This is a genomic window from Qipengyuania sp. JC766 (assembly GCF_040717445.1).
Lineage (GTDB): Bacteria > Pseudomonadota > Alphaproteobacteria > Sphingomonadales > Sphingomonadaceae > JC766.
The window spans coordinates 1,350,985-1,370,298 of record NZ_JBFEFL010000001.1 but is presented as its reverse complement, the minus strand read 5'-3'; the positions used below and the strand labels follow the sequence as shown (position 1 = coordinate 1,370,298).

Sequence of the window (19,314 nt, the reverse complement as noted above, 5' to 3'; positions counted from 1 at the left end):
CTCGTCTCCTTGCTTGGTATGCGTTGTCTTGTGGAACCTACTCCTGCGACGCGGTCGAAGTTCCGGATTGCCGCACTTCCACGGGCAGGCCGAGCGCGTCAAGCTGCGGACGCACCTCGTCTGCGTCGCCGACGACCACGAAGACGAGATCGTCCCCGGTGAAGGATGCAAGCGCGGCAGCGTCGATCTCATCGGCGGTGAGGGCGGAGTACTTGTCCGCCAGCGTCTCGTAATAGTCGTCCGGTCGGCCGTACTGGACGATGTTGGAGATTCCGCCGAGAACGTCGCGGCTCGTTTCGAAGCTGCCCGGCAGCTGGCGAACATTGCCGTTGATCAGCCGGACCAGCTCTTCCTCGGTGACGCCCTGGCCGTCCGTGTAGGACGCCAGATCCTTGCGCAGTTCGACGATCGAGTCCCCGGTACGGTCCGCCTGGACGGGCGCGTAGATGAGGAAGCTCGTCCGGTCGAGCGGTTGCTGAACAAGGCTGCGCACCCCGTAGGACCAGCCCTTGGTCTCGCGCAGGTTCATGTTGATACGGCTGAGGAAGCTGCCGCCAAAGACCTCGTTCGCGGCACCCAGCGTGATCAGGTCGTCCGTGCCCCGGAAGTCCAGGACCCGGCCGGCGAGGATGATCGACTGCGGCGACTGGGGCCGGTCGACCAGCACGATGCGGTTGGTCTGTTCGGGGATTTGCGCATCGTAGTTCTTCGTGGGCGGGGGCGACGCCGGTGCTTGCCAGTCACCGAAATTGGCTTCCAGCTGGCGGCGCGCTTCGGCCAGCGTCGTGTCGCCGACCATGAAGATCTTCGCCGTGTCCGGACGCAACCAGGTGGAGTGGAACTGGCGAAGGTCCGAAACCTGCAGGCTGGACACGACGTCGGCATTGCCACGTCCGCTCGGCGGACGGCCATAGGGATGGTCGCCGAACAGGATCGGGGCGATCGTGCGCTGGCCGATCGCGCCCGGATTGTTCAGCTCGTTCGTGATCGCCGTCAGCTGCTGCGCGCGCACGCGCTCGAGCGCCTGCGGCTCGAAGGCCGGGTTGCGCACGAAGTCGGACATCAGCTCGAGCGAGGCATCGAGGTTCGGCACCAGCGCGCTCAGGTTGAAATAGGTGGTGTCGGCATCGGCACCGCCCCAGATCTGCGCACCCAGGCGCTCGCGAGCGATGGCCAGTTCGGACGCATCGAGGCTCGTCGTGCCTTCGTTCATCGCGCTCAGCATGAGCGAGTGGAGCCCGAGCTGGTCGTTCGGATCGGCCGCGAAGCCGGCATCGAAGACCATCTGGACGCTGACCGTGGGCACGCCTTCGCGGCGGGCGAAGTACAGTTCCATCCCGTTGGACAGCGTGGCACGCTGGATGTCGGGGAAGTCGAGCGGCTTCAGTTCGCCCACTTCCGGAAGCTGCGAACGGTCCGCTTCGGGCGCCGTCGCGCCGCCGCTCGCCTGCAGGGCGAAGGGCGGGTTGTAGAAGGCGGGGCCGGGCAGGCCGTCATTGTCGCCGCCGAAGATGAAACCGCCGCGGTTCTCTCCGCCTTCCTGCCGTTCGCCCGGCAGGACGTCGAGCTTGAAGACCGGACGGGAGAGCCAGCGCTGCATCACGGCCTGGACTTCCTGCGGGGTCATGGCCGCGGCGCGTTCGAGATTGGCGCGGAATGCGGCCGGATCGCCTTCGTACAGCAGGCCTTCGGCCAGCGTCGGCGCCTTGCCGGAAAAGCCGCCATTCTGCTCGAGACCGCGGATGGCGCCGGCGGCATAGCTGGTCACGGCACGGTTCAGTTCGTCCTGCGTCGGGCCATTGGCGAGGAAGTTCGCGATCTGCGCGTCGAGTGCGGCTTCGGCCGTCGCGGTGTCGACACCGGGCTTCACGTCCGCGTAGATGCTGACCTGGCCGGCCTGCGCGAAGATGCCGGCATTGGCGCTGACGGACGTCGCGACTTCCTGCCCGCGAACCAGGCTTTCATCGAGCCGCGAACTGGCGAGGCCTCCGAGGATCGTCGTGCCGATCGAAATCGGCAGCGAGTCCGGATTGTCGAGGCCCGGTACCGCCCACATGCGGTAGACGCGCGGGGACGCGATCTGGTCGTAGATGACCTTGGTCTTTTCGGCCGACAGGGTCGGGACCGGCGCTTCGACCTCGCGGCTGGCCGGACCGCTGGGGATCGCGCCGAACCATTTGTTGACCTTCTGGCGTGCGGTCGCGGTGTCGATGTCGCCCGCCAGCACGAGGATGGCGTTGTTGGGCGCGTAGTTGTCGCGGAACCACTGCTTCACGTCTTCCAGCGTGGCGTTGGAAAGGTCTTCCATCGAACCGATGGTCGAGTGGTGGTAGGGGTGCCCCGAGGGGTAGAGGTTTTCGAGCTGCTCGTATTCCACGAGGCCGTAAGGCTGGTTGTCGCCCTGCCGCTTCTCGTTCTGGACGACGCCGATCTGGTTATCCAGCTTCTCCTGCGTCACGGCGCCCAGCAGGTAACCCATGCGGTCGCTTTCCAGCATCAGGGCACGGTCGAGCGCGCCGGTGGGGACGGTCTGGAAGTAGTTGGTGCGGTCGAACCAGGTGGTGCCGTTGAAGTCGGTCGCGCCGACCTGCTGCAGGGGTTCGAAGAAGTCGCCCGGCGCGTTCTCGCTGCCGTTGAACATCAGGTGTTCGAACAGGTGGGCAAAGCCGGTCTTGCCGTCGGGCTCGTGCTTGGAGCCGACGTCGTACCACACGCTGATCGCGACGACGGGCGCCTTGCGATCTTCGTGGACCAGCACGGTCAGCCCGTTGTCCAGTTCGAACCGGTCGTAGGGAATGTCGACCTGCGCGACGAGGTCTTCGAGCGGCGCCGCTTCGAACTGCGCCACGTCCGCATCGCCCGTCGAGTCGGCGGCGAGGACGGTGCCTTCGGTCTCCTGCGAGAGGATATCGGCATCGAGGCCGTCGGCCCCGGTCGTGGTGCAGGCGCCCAGCGCCAGGGCGAGGGCGGCGATGCTGGTGGAAGTATAGATACGAAGCATGATTCTCAGTCCCCTAACAGATCGGTCGGGCCTATCGGCCCGGTCATCGGTTGCTCACGGTTTTTCGACGAACGGCGTTTTCGAGTATATCGGTGCGCCAGAAATACACCGGTTTCAATTCGTGGCGTACGAACAGGGCGGCCTGGCTGGCATAGTTCGGATCGTCCGGCCGGGTCGTGGCGGCGCCGTAAGGCTGGATCGATTGCGAGACCACGCGGCTGCCGTCGAGCCATTCCACGAACATCAGGAAGCTGTCCCCGTGGCGGACCGAGAGACGGCCGTCGTCGTCGACATTCCACAAGGTGCTGGCCCGCAACGTGTCAGACCCGCCATCGAGCGGAAGGTCGACATCGCCCTGCCGCAGGCGCAGCAGGTCGCTCATCGGCGGATCGAGGCGGCCGAAATGGGTCTTCAGGTGGTCGACCGCTTTCTCCATTTCCTCGCGCACGTCGGGCCATGGCGTGTTCTGGTAGGACGATCCCATGAATTCGCGGATCATCAGCAATGCCAGCGCATCGCCGCGACCCACGCTGTCCGCGGTGTAGTCCCAGTCCAGCAGCAGCGCCTTGGCCTGCTGCAGGTCGGCATCGTCCGACACGTCCAGTGCGGCGATCTCGTCGAACAGGCGCGCGACATAGCCTTCGCGCTCGTAGGCCGTATCGTACTTGATTCGCTCCAGGTTGGCGCGGTCGATGATCTCGGTTTCCTCCATCAGCTTCGCGGCCCGCCGCGCCCTGTTGGTGGATTTCAGCTCCACGCCCAGCTCGGGCGCGAACTGGTCGGGCGACAGGTCGTCGCCTTCGCCGGCGGCGGAAAACGGACTGTTGTTGGCGTTGAAGAGCCAGCCGCTGGCGGGGTTCACATATTGCGGCAGTTCATCGAATCCCACCGGACCATCCCAGATGGCGGCGCTGGTATTGCCGGGCAGGATGCCGCGCCAGTCGAAGCCCTTGGGTCGGTCGGGAAGGGCGGCGTTGTAGAAATAGGCGATGTTGCCGGCCTTGTCGGCATAAAGGAAATTGGTGCTCGGGATGTCCATGCGCGCCAGTATGGTGCGGAATTCCTCGAGGTCCTGCGCCTTGTTGAGCCGGTAATAGGCGTCGAGCTGGCCCAGCCTGCCCATGCCGCCATAGCGGATGGCGAAGAAGCCTTCGTCGTTCTCGATCACGGGACCATGAACGCTGCGGTGGACGGTCCGGCGGATCGGCAGGACGACCGGGCCCATCTTGACCGGCAGGGTAACGGTCTCGCTCTCAAGGTCGCGCCATTCGCCGTCGAGCCGGTACTGGGTCCCGGCCTCGTTCATTTCGAGGCGATAGACATCGACCATGTCGGGCGTGTTGACCGTGTTGGTCCAGCCCAGATCCTCGTTGTGGCCCAGGAACGGGAACGGGCTCCCCGGGAAATTCGCTCCCGCATAGTGCCAGCCTTCGCCGCTTTCGACGACGAGTTCGTACCAGGCGACGCCGCCGCGCCAGGGCTGGTGGCTGTTCGACACCAGGATGGTCGGCCCGTTGCCGTCTTCGGCCGACTTGCTCGGCGCGATGGCCCAGGCGTTGGAACCGGCATAGGCGCCGTCCTCGCCCATGTGGAGCGGGAGCGGGCGAGCAGATGCCGTCTTGGTCCCGGCATCCCCGTCCTGCATGATGGGTTCGGCATCGGAAGGCGCGACGAGGTCTTCGCGCGGGATGGCAGGGCCATGCTCGGGATTGAGCGGCTCACCCGCGACGAGCGGGCCGATGACGTTGTTGAGGCCGAAGAAGAACGGCTGGCGCAAGGCGAAGCCGGCAGCCACATCGGTCCCGTTCACGGGGAAGAGGTTCGCAAGCTTGACCTCGCCCGGATGTTCGGCGGCATACTGGTTGAGACCCGCGGCGTAGGCCTCGAACAGCGCGCGCGTATCCGCCGGAATCTTCGGATATTCCCGCTCCGCCGTGCCGCGCGCGTCCAGCAGGTGGTAGACGTAATCGACCTGCGCGCCGTCTTCCCCGGCGATCGCGCCGTAGCGGCCCCGGCTCATGGCGATTACGTCCTGCAGGGTGAAGAAATCGTCCTCGGAATGGGCGATCGCGGTCCCGTAGGCGACGTCCGCATCGGTCTCGCCGTAGATATGCGGCACGCCGAAATCGCTGCGGATGATCTCCGCGCTGTAGGTTCCGTCGCTCGCGGGCCCCGTTCCACGTTCGGCGAAGAACGGCTCCCATGTCGCCAGCGCCACGAATGCCACCAGCAGCACCGCGAGCAGGGCGAGGCCTGCGCGTCCGATCCATTTCATATTGCAATCCTCTCTTGCTGGCGCACCTAGCGCGTTGTTCGGCAATGGTGAAGGGCGGTATGCAGCCATCGCCAGAAACCCGGACGGCGGTTGCATGTTGATCGACCGGTGCACTTGTGTGGCGCAAGTGCAACACCATGTTAGCACGGCAATACAGTCAGGCTTTCCAAACTGAGGGACCTTTCATGAATCTCGAAAAGTTCACCGACCGCGCCAAGGGCTTCCTGCAAAGCGCGCAGACCGTCGCGATCCGCATGAACCACCAGCGCATCACGCCGCTGCACCTCCTGAAGGCGTTGCTGGAGGACAACGAGGGCATGGCGGCCGGCCTGATCCAGCGCAGCGGCGGCGAAGCCGGCCTGGCGGTCGACAGGGTCGACGCAGGCCTGGCGAAGATCCCCGCGGTGACCGGTGGTGGCGCACAGGCGACGCCGGGGCTCGATAATGACGCGGTCCGGGTGCTGGACCAGGCGGAACAGGTCGCGGAGAAGGCCGGCGACAGCTACGTCACTGTCGAGCGTCTCCTGCTGGCGCTCGCGCTTTCCTCTACCGAAGCGGGCGAAGCCCTGAAAGCGGCCTCGGTGACGCCGCAGGGACTGAACGCCGCGATCGAGCAACTGCGCAACGGCCGCACCGCCGACAGCGCGAATGCGGAAAGCGCCTATGACGCGATGAAAAAGTTTGCGCGCGACCTGACCGAAGCTGCGCGGGCCGGCAAGCTCGACCCGGTCATCGGCCGGGATGAGGAAATCCGGCGCACGATCCAGATCCTCGCCCGCCGCACGAAGAACAATCCGGCCCTGATCGGCGAACCCGGCACCGGCAAGACGGCCATCGCCGAAGGGCTTGCCCTGCGGATCGCCAATGGCGACGTGCCCGACAGCCTCAAGGGCCGCACACTGATGTCGCTCGACATGGGCGCGCTCATCGCCGGCGCGAAATATCGCGGCGAGTTCGAGGAGCGGCTGAAGTCGGTGCTGGACGAGGTGAAGGGTGCCGACGGGCAGATCATCCTCTTCATCGACGAGATGCACACCCTGATTGGTGCCGGCGCTTCGGAAGGCAGCATGGATGCGTCCAATCTGCTGAAGCCCGCCCTCAGCCGCGGCGAGCTGCACTGCATCGGCGCGACGACGCTCGACGAGTACCAGAAGTACGTCGAGAAGGACCCGGCGCTGCAGCGGCGCTTCCAGCCCGTCTATATCGAGGAGCCGAGCGTCGAGGATACGATCAGCATCCTGCGCGGCCTCAAGGAGAAATACGAACTGCACCACGGTGTGAACATCACCGACAACGCGCTCGTCGCGGCGGCGCAGCTGTCCAATCGCTACATTCAGAACCGCTTCCTGCCCGACAAGGCGATCGACCTGATGGACGAGGCGGCGAGCCGCATCCGGATGGAAGTGGAATCCAAGCCGGAAGAGATCGAGAACCTCGACCGGCGGATCATCCAGCTCAAGATCGAGGAGCAGGCGCTGTCGAAGGAGAGCGACCAGGCTTCGGCGGACAGGCTGGAAGTCCTGCGCAAGGAGCTTTCCGAACTGGAGCAGCAATCGTCCGAACTGACGACCCGCTGGCAGAACGAACGCGACAAGATCCAGGCGGAAGGGCGGCTCAAGGAAGAGCTGGATGCGGCGCGTATCGAACTGGAACAGGCGCAGCGCGAGGGCGATCTCGCCAAGGCGGGCGAGCTTTCATACGGCCGGATCCCGGATCTCGAGAAGAAGCTGGAGGATGCGCGCGGCGCGTCGCAGAACGCCTTGCTGCGCGAGGAGGTGACCGAGGAGGACATCGCCTCGGTGGTCAGCCGCTGGACGGGCATCCCGATCGACAAGATGATGGAAGGCGAGCGGGAAAAGCTGCTCCAGATGGAGGATATCCTCGGCAAGCGGGTGATCGGGCAGCAGCAGGCCGTGCAGTCGGTCTCCAAAGCGGTCCGCCGCGCGCGGGCCGGTCTGCAGGATCCCAATCGGCCGCTCGGCAGCTTCCTGTTCCTCGGCCCGACCGGGGTCGGCAAGACCGAACTGACCAAGGCCCTGGCCGGCTTCCTGTTCGATGACGACCAGGCCCTCGTGCGCATCGATATGAGCGAATTCATGGAGAAGCACGCGGTCGCCCGGCTGATCGGCGCGCCTCCCGGCTACGTGGGATACGAGGAAGGCGGTGTCCTGACCGAGGCGGTACGGCGCCGGCCCTACCAGGTCGTGCTGTTCGACGAGGTCGAGAAGGCCCACGCCGACGTGTTCAACGTCCTGCTGCAGGTGCTCGACGACGGGCGCCTGACCGATGGGCAGGGCAGGGTGGTGGATTTCAGCAACACGCTGATCATCCTAACCAGCAACCTGGGCAGCCAGTATCTCAGCCAGATGACGGACGATCAGTCGGTCGAGGATGTCGAGCCCCAGGTGATGGACGTGGTTCGCAGCCACTTCCGCCCGGAATTCCTGAACCGGCTGGACGAGATCATCCTGTTCCACCGCCTCGCGATGGAACACATGGCGCCGATCGTGGAGATCCAGGTCGGCCGGGTGCAGAAGCTGCTGAAGGACCGCAAGATCACGCTCGACCTGTCGGACGCCGCGCTGCGCTGGCTGGGCCGGGTAGGTTACGACCCCGTCTACGGCGCCCGTCCGCTCAAGCGCGCGGTCCAGCGCTACCTCCAGGACCCGCTCGCCGAAATGCTGCTCCAGGGTTCCGTCCCGGACGGCAGCACGGTCCGGATCGACGAGGGCGACGGGGAACTCAAGATGCAGGTCGAGTAACTTCGCTCAGCAAGCCGAACAAAAAAGGGCCCCGGTTTCCCGGGGCCCTTTTCATTCAGGTCTTAGCTCGTCTTAGAATTCGGCATTGAAGCCGGCAAAGAAGAAGCGCCCGGTGTTGCTGAAGATACCCGAGCCAGCACCCGCGCCGGTGAGCGCGAATGGCGGAAGCTTGTCGGTCAGGTTGTCAACACCGGTATAGAAGTTGAACCGGTCATTCACACGGAAGTCCAGGCGAATGTCGTGATACGCACGAATGGGATAGTTCACTTCCGCCGTGAGATCGGGGTTCGCCGGAGGCGCCGTCACCAGCTCACCGATCGTGCAAGACGTGTCCGTCTGCGGAATGACGCCCGCCCCGGTTCCATCGTCGACACATTCGGTCACGTACGGAACGTAGTTTTCCGCTGCGCCGATGAACTGCTTGTCAATCCAGCGCATGCCGTAAGACAGGGTGACCGGTCCGCGGGTGTAAGAAGCGTTGAAATTGAATGCCCATTCGGGGTCACCCAGTTCACCCTTCACGCGGTTCGGCAGGTCGGGGTTATCGACATCGAGGAAGTTGGTCCGGTCGAGCACGTGCGTGGCGATGACACGGAAGCTCAGGCGATCGTCATTGTCGAAAGTCTTCACGTAACGAAGGTCGAAATCGATACCTTCCGCGGTCAGGTTCGCATAGTTGATCGGCGCGATGTTGAGCGCTCCGGTCAGAGGCAGCGAGCCATCAGCTTCACGATCGGCGATCAGCGGACAGAAATTGTTGTCCAGTGACGGCGCATCGTAACAGTTCGCAAGGATCTGGTTCGCGCTGATGTTCGCGATGACGCTTTCGACTTCGATGTTGTAGTAATCCACCGATGCCGTGAACCCGGGCAGGAAGCGCGGTTCGAAAATCGCGCCGATGGTCCAGCTGTCCGAAACTTCGGCTTCGAGGAACGGGTTGCCGCCCTGATTCACCGAACGGTTGCCGGTCACGGGATCATCGTAACCTGCCGGAACCCCATCCGCACGACAGTTCTGCTCACGCGTCGAGGTACCGTTGTTGATGTTCACCTCTTCACACGGATCGGTGAGGAACAGGAAGTTCTCCGTCGACGGCGAGAAGAGATCGCTCAACGTCGGCGAACGAACTGCGCGCGAGTAGTTCGCACGAAGGCGCAGGTCCTGGATCGGCGACCAGATCAGGTTGCCGTTATAGGCCCAGACGCCGCCGGTTTCACCCGCACCCGAATTGTAGTCCGAATAGCGAGCTGCACCCGACAGGGTCAGTTCTTCGAAGCCAGGAACATTGGCGAGAATCGGCACCTCGAGTTCGCCGAAGAATTCGAAGACTTCCAGCGCCGGCGGATCGAACACGTCAAAGGCGTTGAAGAAGGTCGCACCACTCGCCGAAAGCGCATCGGGCTCGGAGAATGCCGTCTCACGACGCCATTCCGTGCCGATGACCACCGAAACCGGACCACCGGGCAGTTCGAAGAAGGACGAACTGTCGCTGCTGATATACGCGAGCGCGTTGTACTGCTCCGCCTTGTCGTCGAGCGTCGAGTCCACCAGCACATAGTCAAGCGCCTCTTGGCTCGGCGCCCCGAAGCCGAAGATGTTGAGCGGCACACATGCTGCGTCATCGTTGTTCGGATTCGCATCTACATTGATGCGGCAGACGGGGCCGTTGGGGCCCGCTACAGCATCGACCGCGTTGCGGACGTTTTGATAGATGATCTGGTTCTGCGCACGAAGATTGCTCGTGAACCGGCCATAGTTGAAAGAAACATCGTAGCGCGTGTTCGCTGCGATATCACCTTCGACACCCGCCACGAAGCGGTAGGTTTCGCGCGTGATCTGATCGTTACGAGTCCCGAAGTCAGTATTGTTGCGGTTAAGGGTGAAGCCCTGCGAATTGCCCGGTCCAATTCCGAAGGCCGCCAGCAGGTTGTCCTGAATGTCGATGAGCGTCGGAACGTCTGCCGGATTAAGGAATGCGTTGTCGAACCGGATAAAGATCGGCGACGAATTCAGGTTGGTAAAGCACGCCGGATTCAAGCCCGATGCACCGGTCAGACCGTTACAGAAGCTGTTGAAGAAGGTCGGAGTACCCTGACCGAGCGCTTCGATCCGGGCATACTTGGCTTCGGCGTAGGGACGGAAAGCGTCGCTGATATCGAAGCGTGCCAGAACGTTGAGGTTGTAGCGCTCGATGTCCGGGATGAGTGTTCCGTCGGAGAGGACGGAACCGGTACCGCCCACGGCATTGCCGTTGGAAAGCACGTCGTTTTCCTCACGGAAGAGACGCCCGTTCTGGTCGAAGCGAATGCGGGCGGCCGCGCCGTCTGCAGTACAGGCGATCGGCTGGATGAGCGGGTCGCCCTGGCAGAAGGTACCGACCGTACCGCCCTCGGAAAGGAAGTCGAGACGCTGACCCCCGATCAGTATCTGGTCGGGATTGCCGTCGGAATTGCTCAGTTCGGTGTCGGAATCGACGGTGACGAAGCTCGTGAACCCGATGCCGAAACCCGAAATGTCGGGACGCTGGGAATTCAGAACGCTCTCGATTTTGCTGTATTCGCCGACGACGGCGATGTTGCCACGGCCATCGGCGAAGTTCTTGCCGAATGCGGCGCTGACCGAATACCGGCCGTTGTCGCCACGTTCGGAAATACCACCCTGGCCGTTAAGCTCGAAACCTTCGTAGTCGCGCTTGAGGATGAAGTTGACCACACCGGCAATAGCGTCGGACCCGTAAACGGCAGAAGAACCGCCCGTAACGACATCAACGCGCTCGAGCAGCTCGAACGGGATCGTGTTGATGTCGACCTGGAAATCGCCGGCACTCGACGTGATGTGACGACGGCCGTTCACCAGCGTCAGCGTGCGGGTGGTGCCGAGACCACGAAGGTCGAGGAAGTTGAGACCGGTCGTACCGATGAAGCGCTGGGAGTTCGACGTGTTGAATGTCGAACGAAGCGAAGGCAGGTCGTTCAGGGCATCGCCGAGCGAAATCGCGCCGTCGTCGAGCAGTTCGCCTGCCTCGACCGAGGTGACCGGAACAGGCGAGTCGAGATTCGGACGCGCGATACGCGTACCGGAAACGATGATCAGGGGCGCATCGCCGGGAGTTTCGGCCGTGTCGCACTCACCGTCATTGTTCGCATCCACACAGTCGGGAAGAGTATCTTCATCCTCGACCTGCGCGTGGGCCGGAGCAGCAAAAGCACCGAGCGAGAGGGCAAGAACGCCCGCGCCGGCAAACAGACGCTGCTTGGTTGGAAAAGTGTATCTCATGAGTTGTCAGTCCCCCAGGAAAGCCAGCCATGCTGGCACAACAGATTGCAAAATCACACGAATCAGCCGTTTGCGAGCCAGCTGGAGTGATTTGCTACAGTGTTCCGCAATGCCGGTACAAATCGCAATGCGATCGTCACATCGGAAACGAATTGGTGCGCTGCTGTGTCTCAAGGGCAACACCGAGGCATCAGACACAGTGCGAGGCGTTTCTTCCGGGTGGTCAAACCTCGGGGTAAGTTCGGCGTCCGACCGGTGAGCGTCAGCTGTTTGAAGGATGTAGAGATCACTCGAACCTTCGAAAGCGCGTCCGGGTGATCGTCTTGCCAGACGTACTTCTTTGCCCGTCGGTCACGTTACGGTATGCCATGCCTGTCAGCTATATTGGAGAGATGCATTGAAGCGTGGATTATTTGGACTGGGCGCCATTTTGGTTGCCGCCTCTTCCGGCCTGGCAAATGCACAGGAAACGGCAGAAGCCAAATCGTCAGATGCCCTGACGTCGATTGTCGATTGTCGCACAATCACAGACGATGAGCAGCGTCTGGTTTGCTACGACGCCGCAGTCTCGGCGCTTCAATCTGCGCAGCAGGCGAAGGAGCTCGTCGTCGTGACGAGGAAGGACGTTCGCGAAGCTCAACAAGGACTGTTCGGTTTGGCGGTTCCTCGGATCAAGCTTTTCGACGAAGCCGATGAGAAATCCGAAGAGACTCAGGAACTGAAAGAGATCACGTCGACGATCGCATCTTTTCGCGAAGCTCGCCGAGGCTTCGTCTTCACATTGCCGGATGGGGCGGTTTGGGAACAGACCGATAACACCTATCTCGGAGGCATGCGCGAAGGAGCGACCGTTATAATAAAGCGCGGCGCGCTCGGTAGTTACTTCGCGACGGTCGGTTCCGGTCGGGCAGCGCGAGTGAAGCGCCTCAGATAATCAGGCAAGATTCTTGACGTCCGAGCATTTTCCCGCAGGACATAAAAAAGGGGCGGCCGTTGGGCCGCCCCTTCTTTGTTGGTACACGCAATCAGAAGCGCATGCGAACGCCGGCGTAGTAGCGACGTCCGAAGATGTCGTACACGTCGGCGGCCGTGTCGGATCCGGTCACGTTGAACGTCGTGCCGCTCAGGAGGTTCGGAGCGTCGTTGTCCAGAACGTTGTCAGCACCGAAATACACCTCAAGCTCTTCAGAAGCATAGAAGCTCAGCTGCGTATCGAGGTAGAATTCGGCGTCGACGCCAACGCATTCCGGCTCTGCACCGAAGGCAGCGCAGAAGCCCTGATCTTCGAAGGATTCACCGATGTACGTACCGGTGAAGCTCAGACGGAAATCGTCCGTGCCGTAACCGATATTGGCAGTGAAGCGGTCCTTGGCAGTACCGATTTCACCCGCTGCAGGATCGATATCTTCGCCTTCCAGAGGCGTGTAATCGTTCTTGAACACGTGGGTGTAGGCCACGCGACCGGTGATACGGTCATTGGTGGTGAGGCCCAGCGGCGTGTTGTAGGCGAGCACGACGTCGAGACCTTCGGTCTCGAGGATCGCTGCGTTGACTGCCAGAGCGTTGATCAGATCGATCGAACCGGCGCTGTTCACCGCCGTCGCGTCGCCACGACGAGTGATGAGGTCGCAGAAGGTCTGGTTGCCCTGACCATAGCACTGATCGAGACTGAACTGACGCGGGAACGCGGCAATGACGTTGTCGATGCGGATGTTGTAGTAGTCCGCGGTCAGCGTCAGGTTGCCGAGGCCCAGCGACCGGGCATCGAACACCGCGCCGGCGGTGTAGGACTCGGCCTCTTCTTCCTCGAGGTTCGGGTTACCGCCATTGAAACCGCTGATGCCCTGGAGGTCTGCCTGGTTAAGGGTGAACACACCATTGGCAGCAATGTTGGCGGCTACGCCCGGATCGGCACGGCAGTTGTCGCCAACTGCTCCACCGCCGGTTGCACCGATGCCCACGCAGGGGTCAACCAGCCCCGAGGGGAAGGTCTGCGAAAGGCCGGAGAACAGTTCACCGACGTTCGGAGCGCGGACCGACTTCGAGTAGGTTCCACGCAGACGAAGCGGCAAGAACGGCTGCCAGGTGACGGTTCCGTTGTAGCTCGTGACGCTGCCGACGGTCGAGTAGTCGGCGAGACGGATCGCGCCACCGATTTCAAGAAGCTCGAAGCCCGGCGTATCGGCCAGGATCGGGATCTTGATTTCGGCGAACGCTTCCTTGACGTCGAAACTACCGCTCGTGTCGGGCAGGACGTTACCGGCGTTCAGACCTTGGTTAGTAAGAGCGTCGTTGTCTTCGAAGGAGCTTTCCTTCCGGTATTCGCCGCCGATGGCAATACCGACCGGTCCGGCCGGAAGATCGAACAGCGAGCCGGAAACGATACCCTGAACGACATTCTGGCGAATGCCGGTCTGGAACGTGCCCTGTGCCTGAATGTAGTTAACTGCATCCTGCGACAGGCTATTAAAGCCGAAGATGTTCGCGGGAACACAGCCGTTGGCGCGCGCTTCTGCGTCGATACAGATCGCTTCGCCGGCGATGCCGTTACCGTTTTCATCACCAACTTCGGAACGCACCGCGAGGGCATTCCGGAAATTGACGACGTTCACCTGGCCGCTGGAGACCTGGTTTTCGGACACTTCGCCGTAGTTGTAATTCACGTCCCACTGGAAGCGGTTATCAAGGAAGTCTCCCTTGAGACCAACTACGAAGCGATAGAAATCGCGAGCAGTGCTGCCGCTACGCGGACCGAATTCGGACAGACGACGAGCGAAGCCAATGTCGCGAAGCCCATCACCATTCGTGTCGGTCGCAAGCGCCAGGATTTCCGCCGGGATCAGCGGGTTGGCGACCACGGTGTTCGTACCGGGCAGGTAGTTCTCGACATTGAAGCCGCCGCCCGACGGGAACACGCCGTTGGCGCCGCCGGATTCGAGCGGGAACGGCTCGATGATACGCGACGAAGTAGTGCGATTGAACGTACCTTCGAAGTAGGCTTCGACATCGTCCGAAACTTCGTAGTTGCCGCGTGCAGCGAACAGGTAGCGCTCGACAGGAACCGCCAGCGTACGGAAGTTCTGACGGTTGAAACCGTTCGGGCCCACGCCCGTGCCACCGCCAGCGCCGGCGGGAATGGTGCAGGTCGTCGTGTTACCTGCGTAGCATCCCTGAAGGTTGCCCGACGGGGAATAGGTGAAGGTGTAGGGCTGGTTGCCTGCGGTGGCCGGATCCCGGTCGCCGACGATGAAGCGGCCCTGCGGCGGGAAGCTCGAGAAGAACGGTGCGTCGCTGATGCCGAAATCTGCGAGATCGCCGGTCACGAAAGCTGCACGGTCACCATCGTCGACGCGCGTGTTCGCACGCTGACGCGAGAGCAAGCCTTCCTCGTTGGAATAACCAAGGTGCAGCATGATGTTGCCGCGACCGTCGGAGGTATTCGCACCCGCGGTGACGTTCGCCTGGTAGCGCGCTTCGTCGCCCTGCTCGGTGATGCCATACTGCGCGTTCGCTTCGATGCCCTCGAAGTCAGTCTTGTAAACGAAGTTCACAACGCCCGCGATAGCGTCCGAGCCGTAAAGCGCGGAAGCACCACCGGTCAGAATGTCGATGCGCTCGACGAACTGCGTGGGGATTACGTTCAGGTCGACGGTCGAGGAACCGGCGAGGCTGGCAACGACACGGCGACCGTCAATCAGAACGAGAGTGCGGTCGGAGCCAAGGTCGCGAAGGTCAACGGTCGCGACACCGGTGCCGGATGTCAGGAAGGCGGAGTTCGTACGGCTCAGGGCCGGCGTACCGAAAACCGGATTTTCCAGGAGCAGTTCCTGGATGTTCGTTACACCGGCGTCGTCAATCGCCTGATCGTCGACAATCTGCAGCGGCGCGGGCGACTCGACGGTCGGCGAGGCGATGCGCGTACCGGTAACGATGATCGTTCCGGTGGCCGGCTCACCCGGCTGCACGGTTTCCTCAGGCTGGTCGTCGTCCACCGATTGAGCCAGCACAGGCGCTGCGAAAAGCGCGAGGCTGACGGCAATCGGGGCGGTGCCGGCCTTCAGGAGCTTAATATTTCTCATGTTCATAGTCCCTTTCGAAGCGCCGACGGACGCCGACGCAAATTCGGTTGGCACGCAAATCGGCGGACCCCCGGCCCGTTTCTCCATTTGCTGGATGCCGAATGCTTCAGGATAGGTCCCGTCCGCAATTGAAAGCGTCGGTTTTGTCACATTTCGCGCAACGTAGTGCTTTTGTTGCAACAGTGTTTCAGCAGCGGGCGAGATGTGATCGGTTCCATGCGACGGAACGCGGAATTCCAGATTTTAAATCGACGGATCTTGTCCCCCACCCATTCTTGACCCGCTTCCTTCGCGTGCTAACCGGGTTGCAAAGTGAAACCATCGGGAGAGATCGCGTGACCACAGCCTATATCGTCGATGCCGTACGGACTGCCGGGGGCAAGCGCGGGGGGCGGCTTGCGGGGGTGCATCCGGTGGACCTGGCGGCGCGCACGCTGGATGCGCTGGTGGAGCGCAGCGGCGTCGATCCGGCGACGATCGACGACGTGATCATGGGCTGCGTCAGCCAGGGCGGTGAACAGGCGATGCAGGTGGGGCGCAACGCCGTGCTCGCCACGAAGACGCTGGGCGAGAAGACCCCTGCCGTGACTATCGACCGGCAGTGCGGCTCCAGCCAGCAGGCCATCCAGTTCGCCGCGCAGGCGGTGATGAGCGGGACGCAGGACGCGGTGATCGCCAGCGGTGTCGAAAGCATGACCCGCGTGCCGATGGGTTCGACCGCGATGCTCCACATGAAAGAGGGGATGGGCAACTACAAGTCGCCGGGTCTCGAAGAGAAATATCCCGGCATCCAGTGGAGCCAGTTCATGGGCGCCGAGATGATCGCGCAGAAGCACGGCTTCGACAAGGACGCGCTCGACCGGTTCGCGCTGGAAAGCCACCGGAAGGCCGCGCGCGCCACCGAGGCCGGCGCGTTCGAGAACGAGATCGTGCCCATTCGCATCGAGACGCCGGAAGGCGAGGCGATGCACACGGTGGACGAGGGCATACGCTTCGATGCGAGCCTCGAAAGTATCGCCTCGGTCAAGAAACTGTCGGAGGACGGCCGGATCACGGCCGCCACCGCCAGCCAGATCTGCGACGGGGCCAGCGCGGTGCTGATCGTGAACGAGGATACGCTGAAGGCGCAGGGCCTGACGCCCATGGCGCGGATCCACAACCTGACCGTGACTGCGGGTGATCCGGTCATCATGCTGGAAGAGCCGCTGTTCGCCACCGACCGCGCGCTGGAGCGGGCCGGGCTTACCATCGCGGACATCGACCTTTACGAGGTGAACGAGGCCTTCGCGCCGGTGCCGCTCGCGTGGCTGAAGCACACCGGCGCCGATCCGGATCGCCTGAACGTCAATGGCGGGGCGATCGCGCTGGGCCACCCGCTGGGGGCCAGCGGTACCAAGCTGATGGCGACGCTGGTCAACGCGCTGCGCGCCCGCGGCAAGAAATACGGCCTGCAGACGATGTGCGAAGGCGGCGGGGTCGCCAACGTCACCATCGTCGAGGCGCTTTAGGACCGACGCCCGGCATCGGCCGGGTAGTGACACTCACGAAAACGAGAGGACAATTTCCATGGAAGTCAGCAGCAACACTCCCGCCGTCGTCACCGGCGGCGCATCGGGCCTCGGCGAAGCGACCGCGCGCGCCATCGCGGCAAACGGCGCGAAAGTCGCCATTTTCGACATGAACGCGGAGAAGGGCGAGGCGGTCGCGAAGGATATCGGCGGCATCTTCTGCAAGGTGAATGTCACCAGCGACGAGGATGTGGATGCCGGTTTCGCCAGGGCGCGCGAAGCTCACGGGCAAGAGCGCATCCTGGTCAACTGCGCCGGCATCGGCAACGCGATCAAGACCGCCAAGCGCGACAAGCAGTCGGGCGAGATCAGCCATTTCCCGCTGTCGGCCTTCGATTTCGTGATCCAGGTCAACCTCGTCGGCACGTTCCGCTGCATCGCCAAGTCGGCGGCGGGCATGATGACGCTGGACCCGTTGTCGGACGACGGGGATCGCGGCGCGATCGTCAACACCGCCAGCGTGGCGGGCGAGGACGGCCAGATCGGCCAGGCGGCCTATTCGGCGTCCAAGGGCGGGGTCATCGGCATGACGCTGCCGATCGCGCGCGACCTGATGAACGAGGGCATCCGCGTGAACACCATCCTGCCCGGCATCTTCAACACGCCGCTGATGAATGCTGCGCCCCCGCAGGTGAAGGATGCGCTGGCCGCCAGCGTCCCGTTCCCCAAGCGGCTCGGCAACCCGGAGGAATATGCCCGCCTCGCCATGACGATGATCGAATGCGGCTATTTCAACGGCGAGGACGTGCGCCTCGACGGCGCGATCAGGATGGCGCCGCGCTGAGCGAAAACGGCTCTGTCCTACACGCGACCGGGTGGCTAGCATGCCCCCGATGAGAACACCGGATCGCCCCGTCCCGAGCCCTTCTGCAGAGCTCGCGGGCGGGGCGACTTTTTTGCCCCTGGACAGTGGTCCAGGCGGTCCATGGCTCCGGATCGGGACCGAAATCCGCAAGGAAATGCCAGCATGACCGACTTCACCCAGATCAGGGTCGACATCGCGGACAATATCGCCACCGTGACCCTGCACCGGCCGGAAAAGATGAACGCCTTCACCCGGGTGATGATGCAGGAATTCATCGATGCGCTCGACATCACCGATGCGGACGACACGGTACGCGCGGTGATCGTGACGGGCCACGGGGACCGGGCCTTCTGCGCCGGGGCCGACCTGACGCCGGAGGGGGAGGACGGCAACGTGTTCGCCCGGCACAAGGAGGTGGACGACCTCTCGGACGAGATCGTGCGCGACGGGGGCGGCCGTCTGGTGTTGCGGCTGTTCAACTCGAAGAAGCCGCTCATCGGGGCGTGCAACGGGGTCGCGGTGGGCGTGGGCGCGACCATGCAGCTGCCGTTCGACATGCGGCTGGCGAGCGAGAATGCGCGCTTCGGCTTCGTGTTCGCGCGGCGCGGGATAACGCCGGAGGCGTGCTCCAGCTGGTTCCTGCCGCGGCTGGTGGGCATGCAGACCGCGCTGGAATGGTGCATGACGGGGCGCATATTCGGTGCGAAAGAAGCGCTCGATGCGGGCCTCGTGCGGTCGGTCCATCCGCAGGACGAACTGATGGACGCAGCGGTCGCGCTGGCGCGCGAGATTGCGGACAACACGTCGGCCGTGTCGGTCGCTATGACCCGCGCGATGCTGTGGCGGCTCTCGCCCACGGAGCATCCGATGATGGCGCACCGGATCGACAGCCGGTCGATCTACCGGCTCGGGAAAAGCGCGGATTCGAAGGAAGGCGTGCGCAGCTTCCTGGAGAAGCGGCCGCCCGATTATCCCGACACGGTCAGCGCCGACATGCCGGACTTCTACCCCTGGTGGGAGGAACCGGACTATCGCTGAAACTTGCCAAGCGCACCCGGTCCCCTACTGAATCGTCGCATGTCTACCGATTTCGACCTCGCCAACTTCCTGCCCTACCAGCTGTCGATCGCGTCCAACGCGGTCAGCAACCGGATCGCGGAGCTCTATTTCCGCGAGTTCGGCCTGAAGGTCACCGAATGGCGATCCATGGCGATGCTCGGCGATGCGGGGCCCCTGACCCAGCGCGAGATCGCGCAGCGCACGCTGATGGACAAGGTGGCGGTCAACCGCGCCTGCAAGGTGCTGGAAGAGCGGGGCCTGGCGCGTCGCCTTCCGCACGAGCGGGACGGACGTTCGCACCATCTGGAGCTGAGCGAGGCGGGTCAGGACATGCACGCGCGGATCGTGCCGATGGCGCGCGGAATCGAGGAAGCGCTGCTGGCGGAAATGGCGCCGGGCGAGGAGAAGACCTTGCGACACCTGCTGGACCACATCCGCCAGCGCGCGACGCAGGTCGGCCCCGAAGCCTGAGGAGCAGGACTTCGGGGC

At 63.2% G+C, this 19,314-nt stretch carries 10 protein-coding genes; 6 read left to right on the top strand and 4 right to left on the bottom strand.

Features of this window, described 5'->3' with window-relative positions:
• Nucleotides 1–37: 37 nt before the first annotated feature.
• Nucleotides 38–3,001 carry a pitrilysin family protein gene (locus AB1K63_RS06795; protein WP_366959236.1) on the bottom strand — a complete coding sequence of 988 codons (2,964 nt, stop codon included), beginning with the start codon at nt 2,999–3,001 and terminating at the stop codon, nt 38–40.
• Between the two features lie 43 nt (nt 3,002–3,044).
• Nucleotides 3,045–5,276, bottom strand: a complete 2,232-nt coding sequence (locus tag AB1K63_RS06790; protein ID WP_366959235.1) for an acylase — start codon at nt 5,274–5,276, stop codon at nt 3,045–3,047.
• Nucleotides 5,277–5,461: 185 nt separating this feature from the next.
• On the opposite strand from AB1K63_RS06790, the gene clpB reads away from it, so the two are divergent.
• Nucleotides 5,462–8,038 carry an ATP-dependent chaperone ClpB gene (gene clpB / locus AB1K63_RS06785; RefSeq protein WP_366959234.1) on the top strand — a complete coding sequence of 859 codons (2,577 nt, stop codon included), beginning with the start codon at nt 5,462–5,464 and terminating at the stop codon, nt 8,036–8,038.
• Between the two features lie 72 nt (nt 8,039–8,110).
• Here clpB and AB1K63_RS06780 read toward each other — a convergent pair whose 3' ends face one another.
• Nucleotides 8,111–11,314 (bottom strand): TonB-dependent receptor, encoded by a 3,204-nt coding sequence (locus AB1K63_RS06780; protein ID WP_366959233.1) that lies wholly within the window; start codon nt 11,312–11,314, stop codon nt 8,111–8,113.
• 397 nt (nt 11,315–11,711) lie between these two features.
• Here AB1K63_RS06780 and AB1K63_RS06775 point away from each other — a divergent pair, with 397 nt between their 5' ends.
• Nucleotides 11,712–12,248: a hypothetical protein gene (locus AB1K63_RS06775; protein ID WP_366959232.1), complete on the top strand. Its 537-nt coding sequence runs from the start codon at nt 11,712–11,714 to the stop codon at nt 12,246–12,248.
• A 91-nt stretch (nt 12,249–12,339) separates the two neighbouring features.
• Here AB1K63_RS06775 and AB1K63_RS06770 read toward each other — a convergent pair whose 3' ends face one another.
• A complete protein-coding gene (locus AB1K63_RS06770; RefSeq protein WP_366959231.1) occupies nt 12,340–15,393 on the bottom strand; it encodes a TonB-dependent receptor in 3,054 nt (1,017 codons plus the stop codon).
• 335 nt (nt 15,394–15,728) lie between these two features.
• Between AB1K63_RS06770 and AB1K63_RS06765 the strand changes: the two genes are divergently transcribed.
• The 4 genes from AB1K63_RS06765 to AB1K63_RS06750 all read left to right on the top strand — a co-directional run bounded on the left by AB1K63_RS06765 (nt 15,729) and on the right by AB1K63_RS06750 (nt 19,296).
• Nucleotides 15,729–16,901 (top strand): acetyl-CoA C-acetyltransferase, encoded by a 1,173-nt coding sequence (locus AB1K63_RS06765; RefSeq protein WP_366959229.1) that lies wholly within the window; start codon nt 15,729–15,731, stop codon nt 16,899–16,901.
• 58 nt (nt 16,902–16,959) lie between these two features.
• On the top strand, nt 16,960–17,745 hold the full coding sequence (locus AB1K63_RS06760) for an SDR family NAD(P)-dependent oxidoreductase (protein WP_366959228.1): 786 nt from the start codon (nt 16,960–16,962) through the stop codon (nt 17,743–17,745).
• A 183-nt stretch (nt 17,746–17,928) separates the two neighbouring features.
• Nucleotides 17,929–18,804 carry a crotonase/enoyl-CoA hydratase family protein gene (locus AB1K63_RS06755; RefSeq protein ID WP_366959227.1) on the top strand — a complete coding sequence of 292 codons (876 nt, stop codon included), beginning with the start codon at nt 17,929–17,931 and terminating at the stop codon, nt 18,802–18,804.
• Nucleotides 18,805–18,843: 39 nt separating this feature from the next.
• Complete coding sequence (locus tag AB1K63_RS06750) at nt 18,844–19,296, top strand: MarR family winged helix-turn-helix transcriptional regulator (RefSeq protein WP_366959226.1); 453 nt, start codon at nt 18,844–18,846, stop codon at nt 19,294–19,296.
• Nucleotides 19,297–19,314 lie beyond the last annotated feature (18 nt).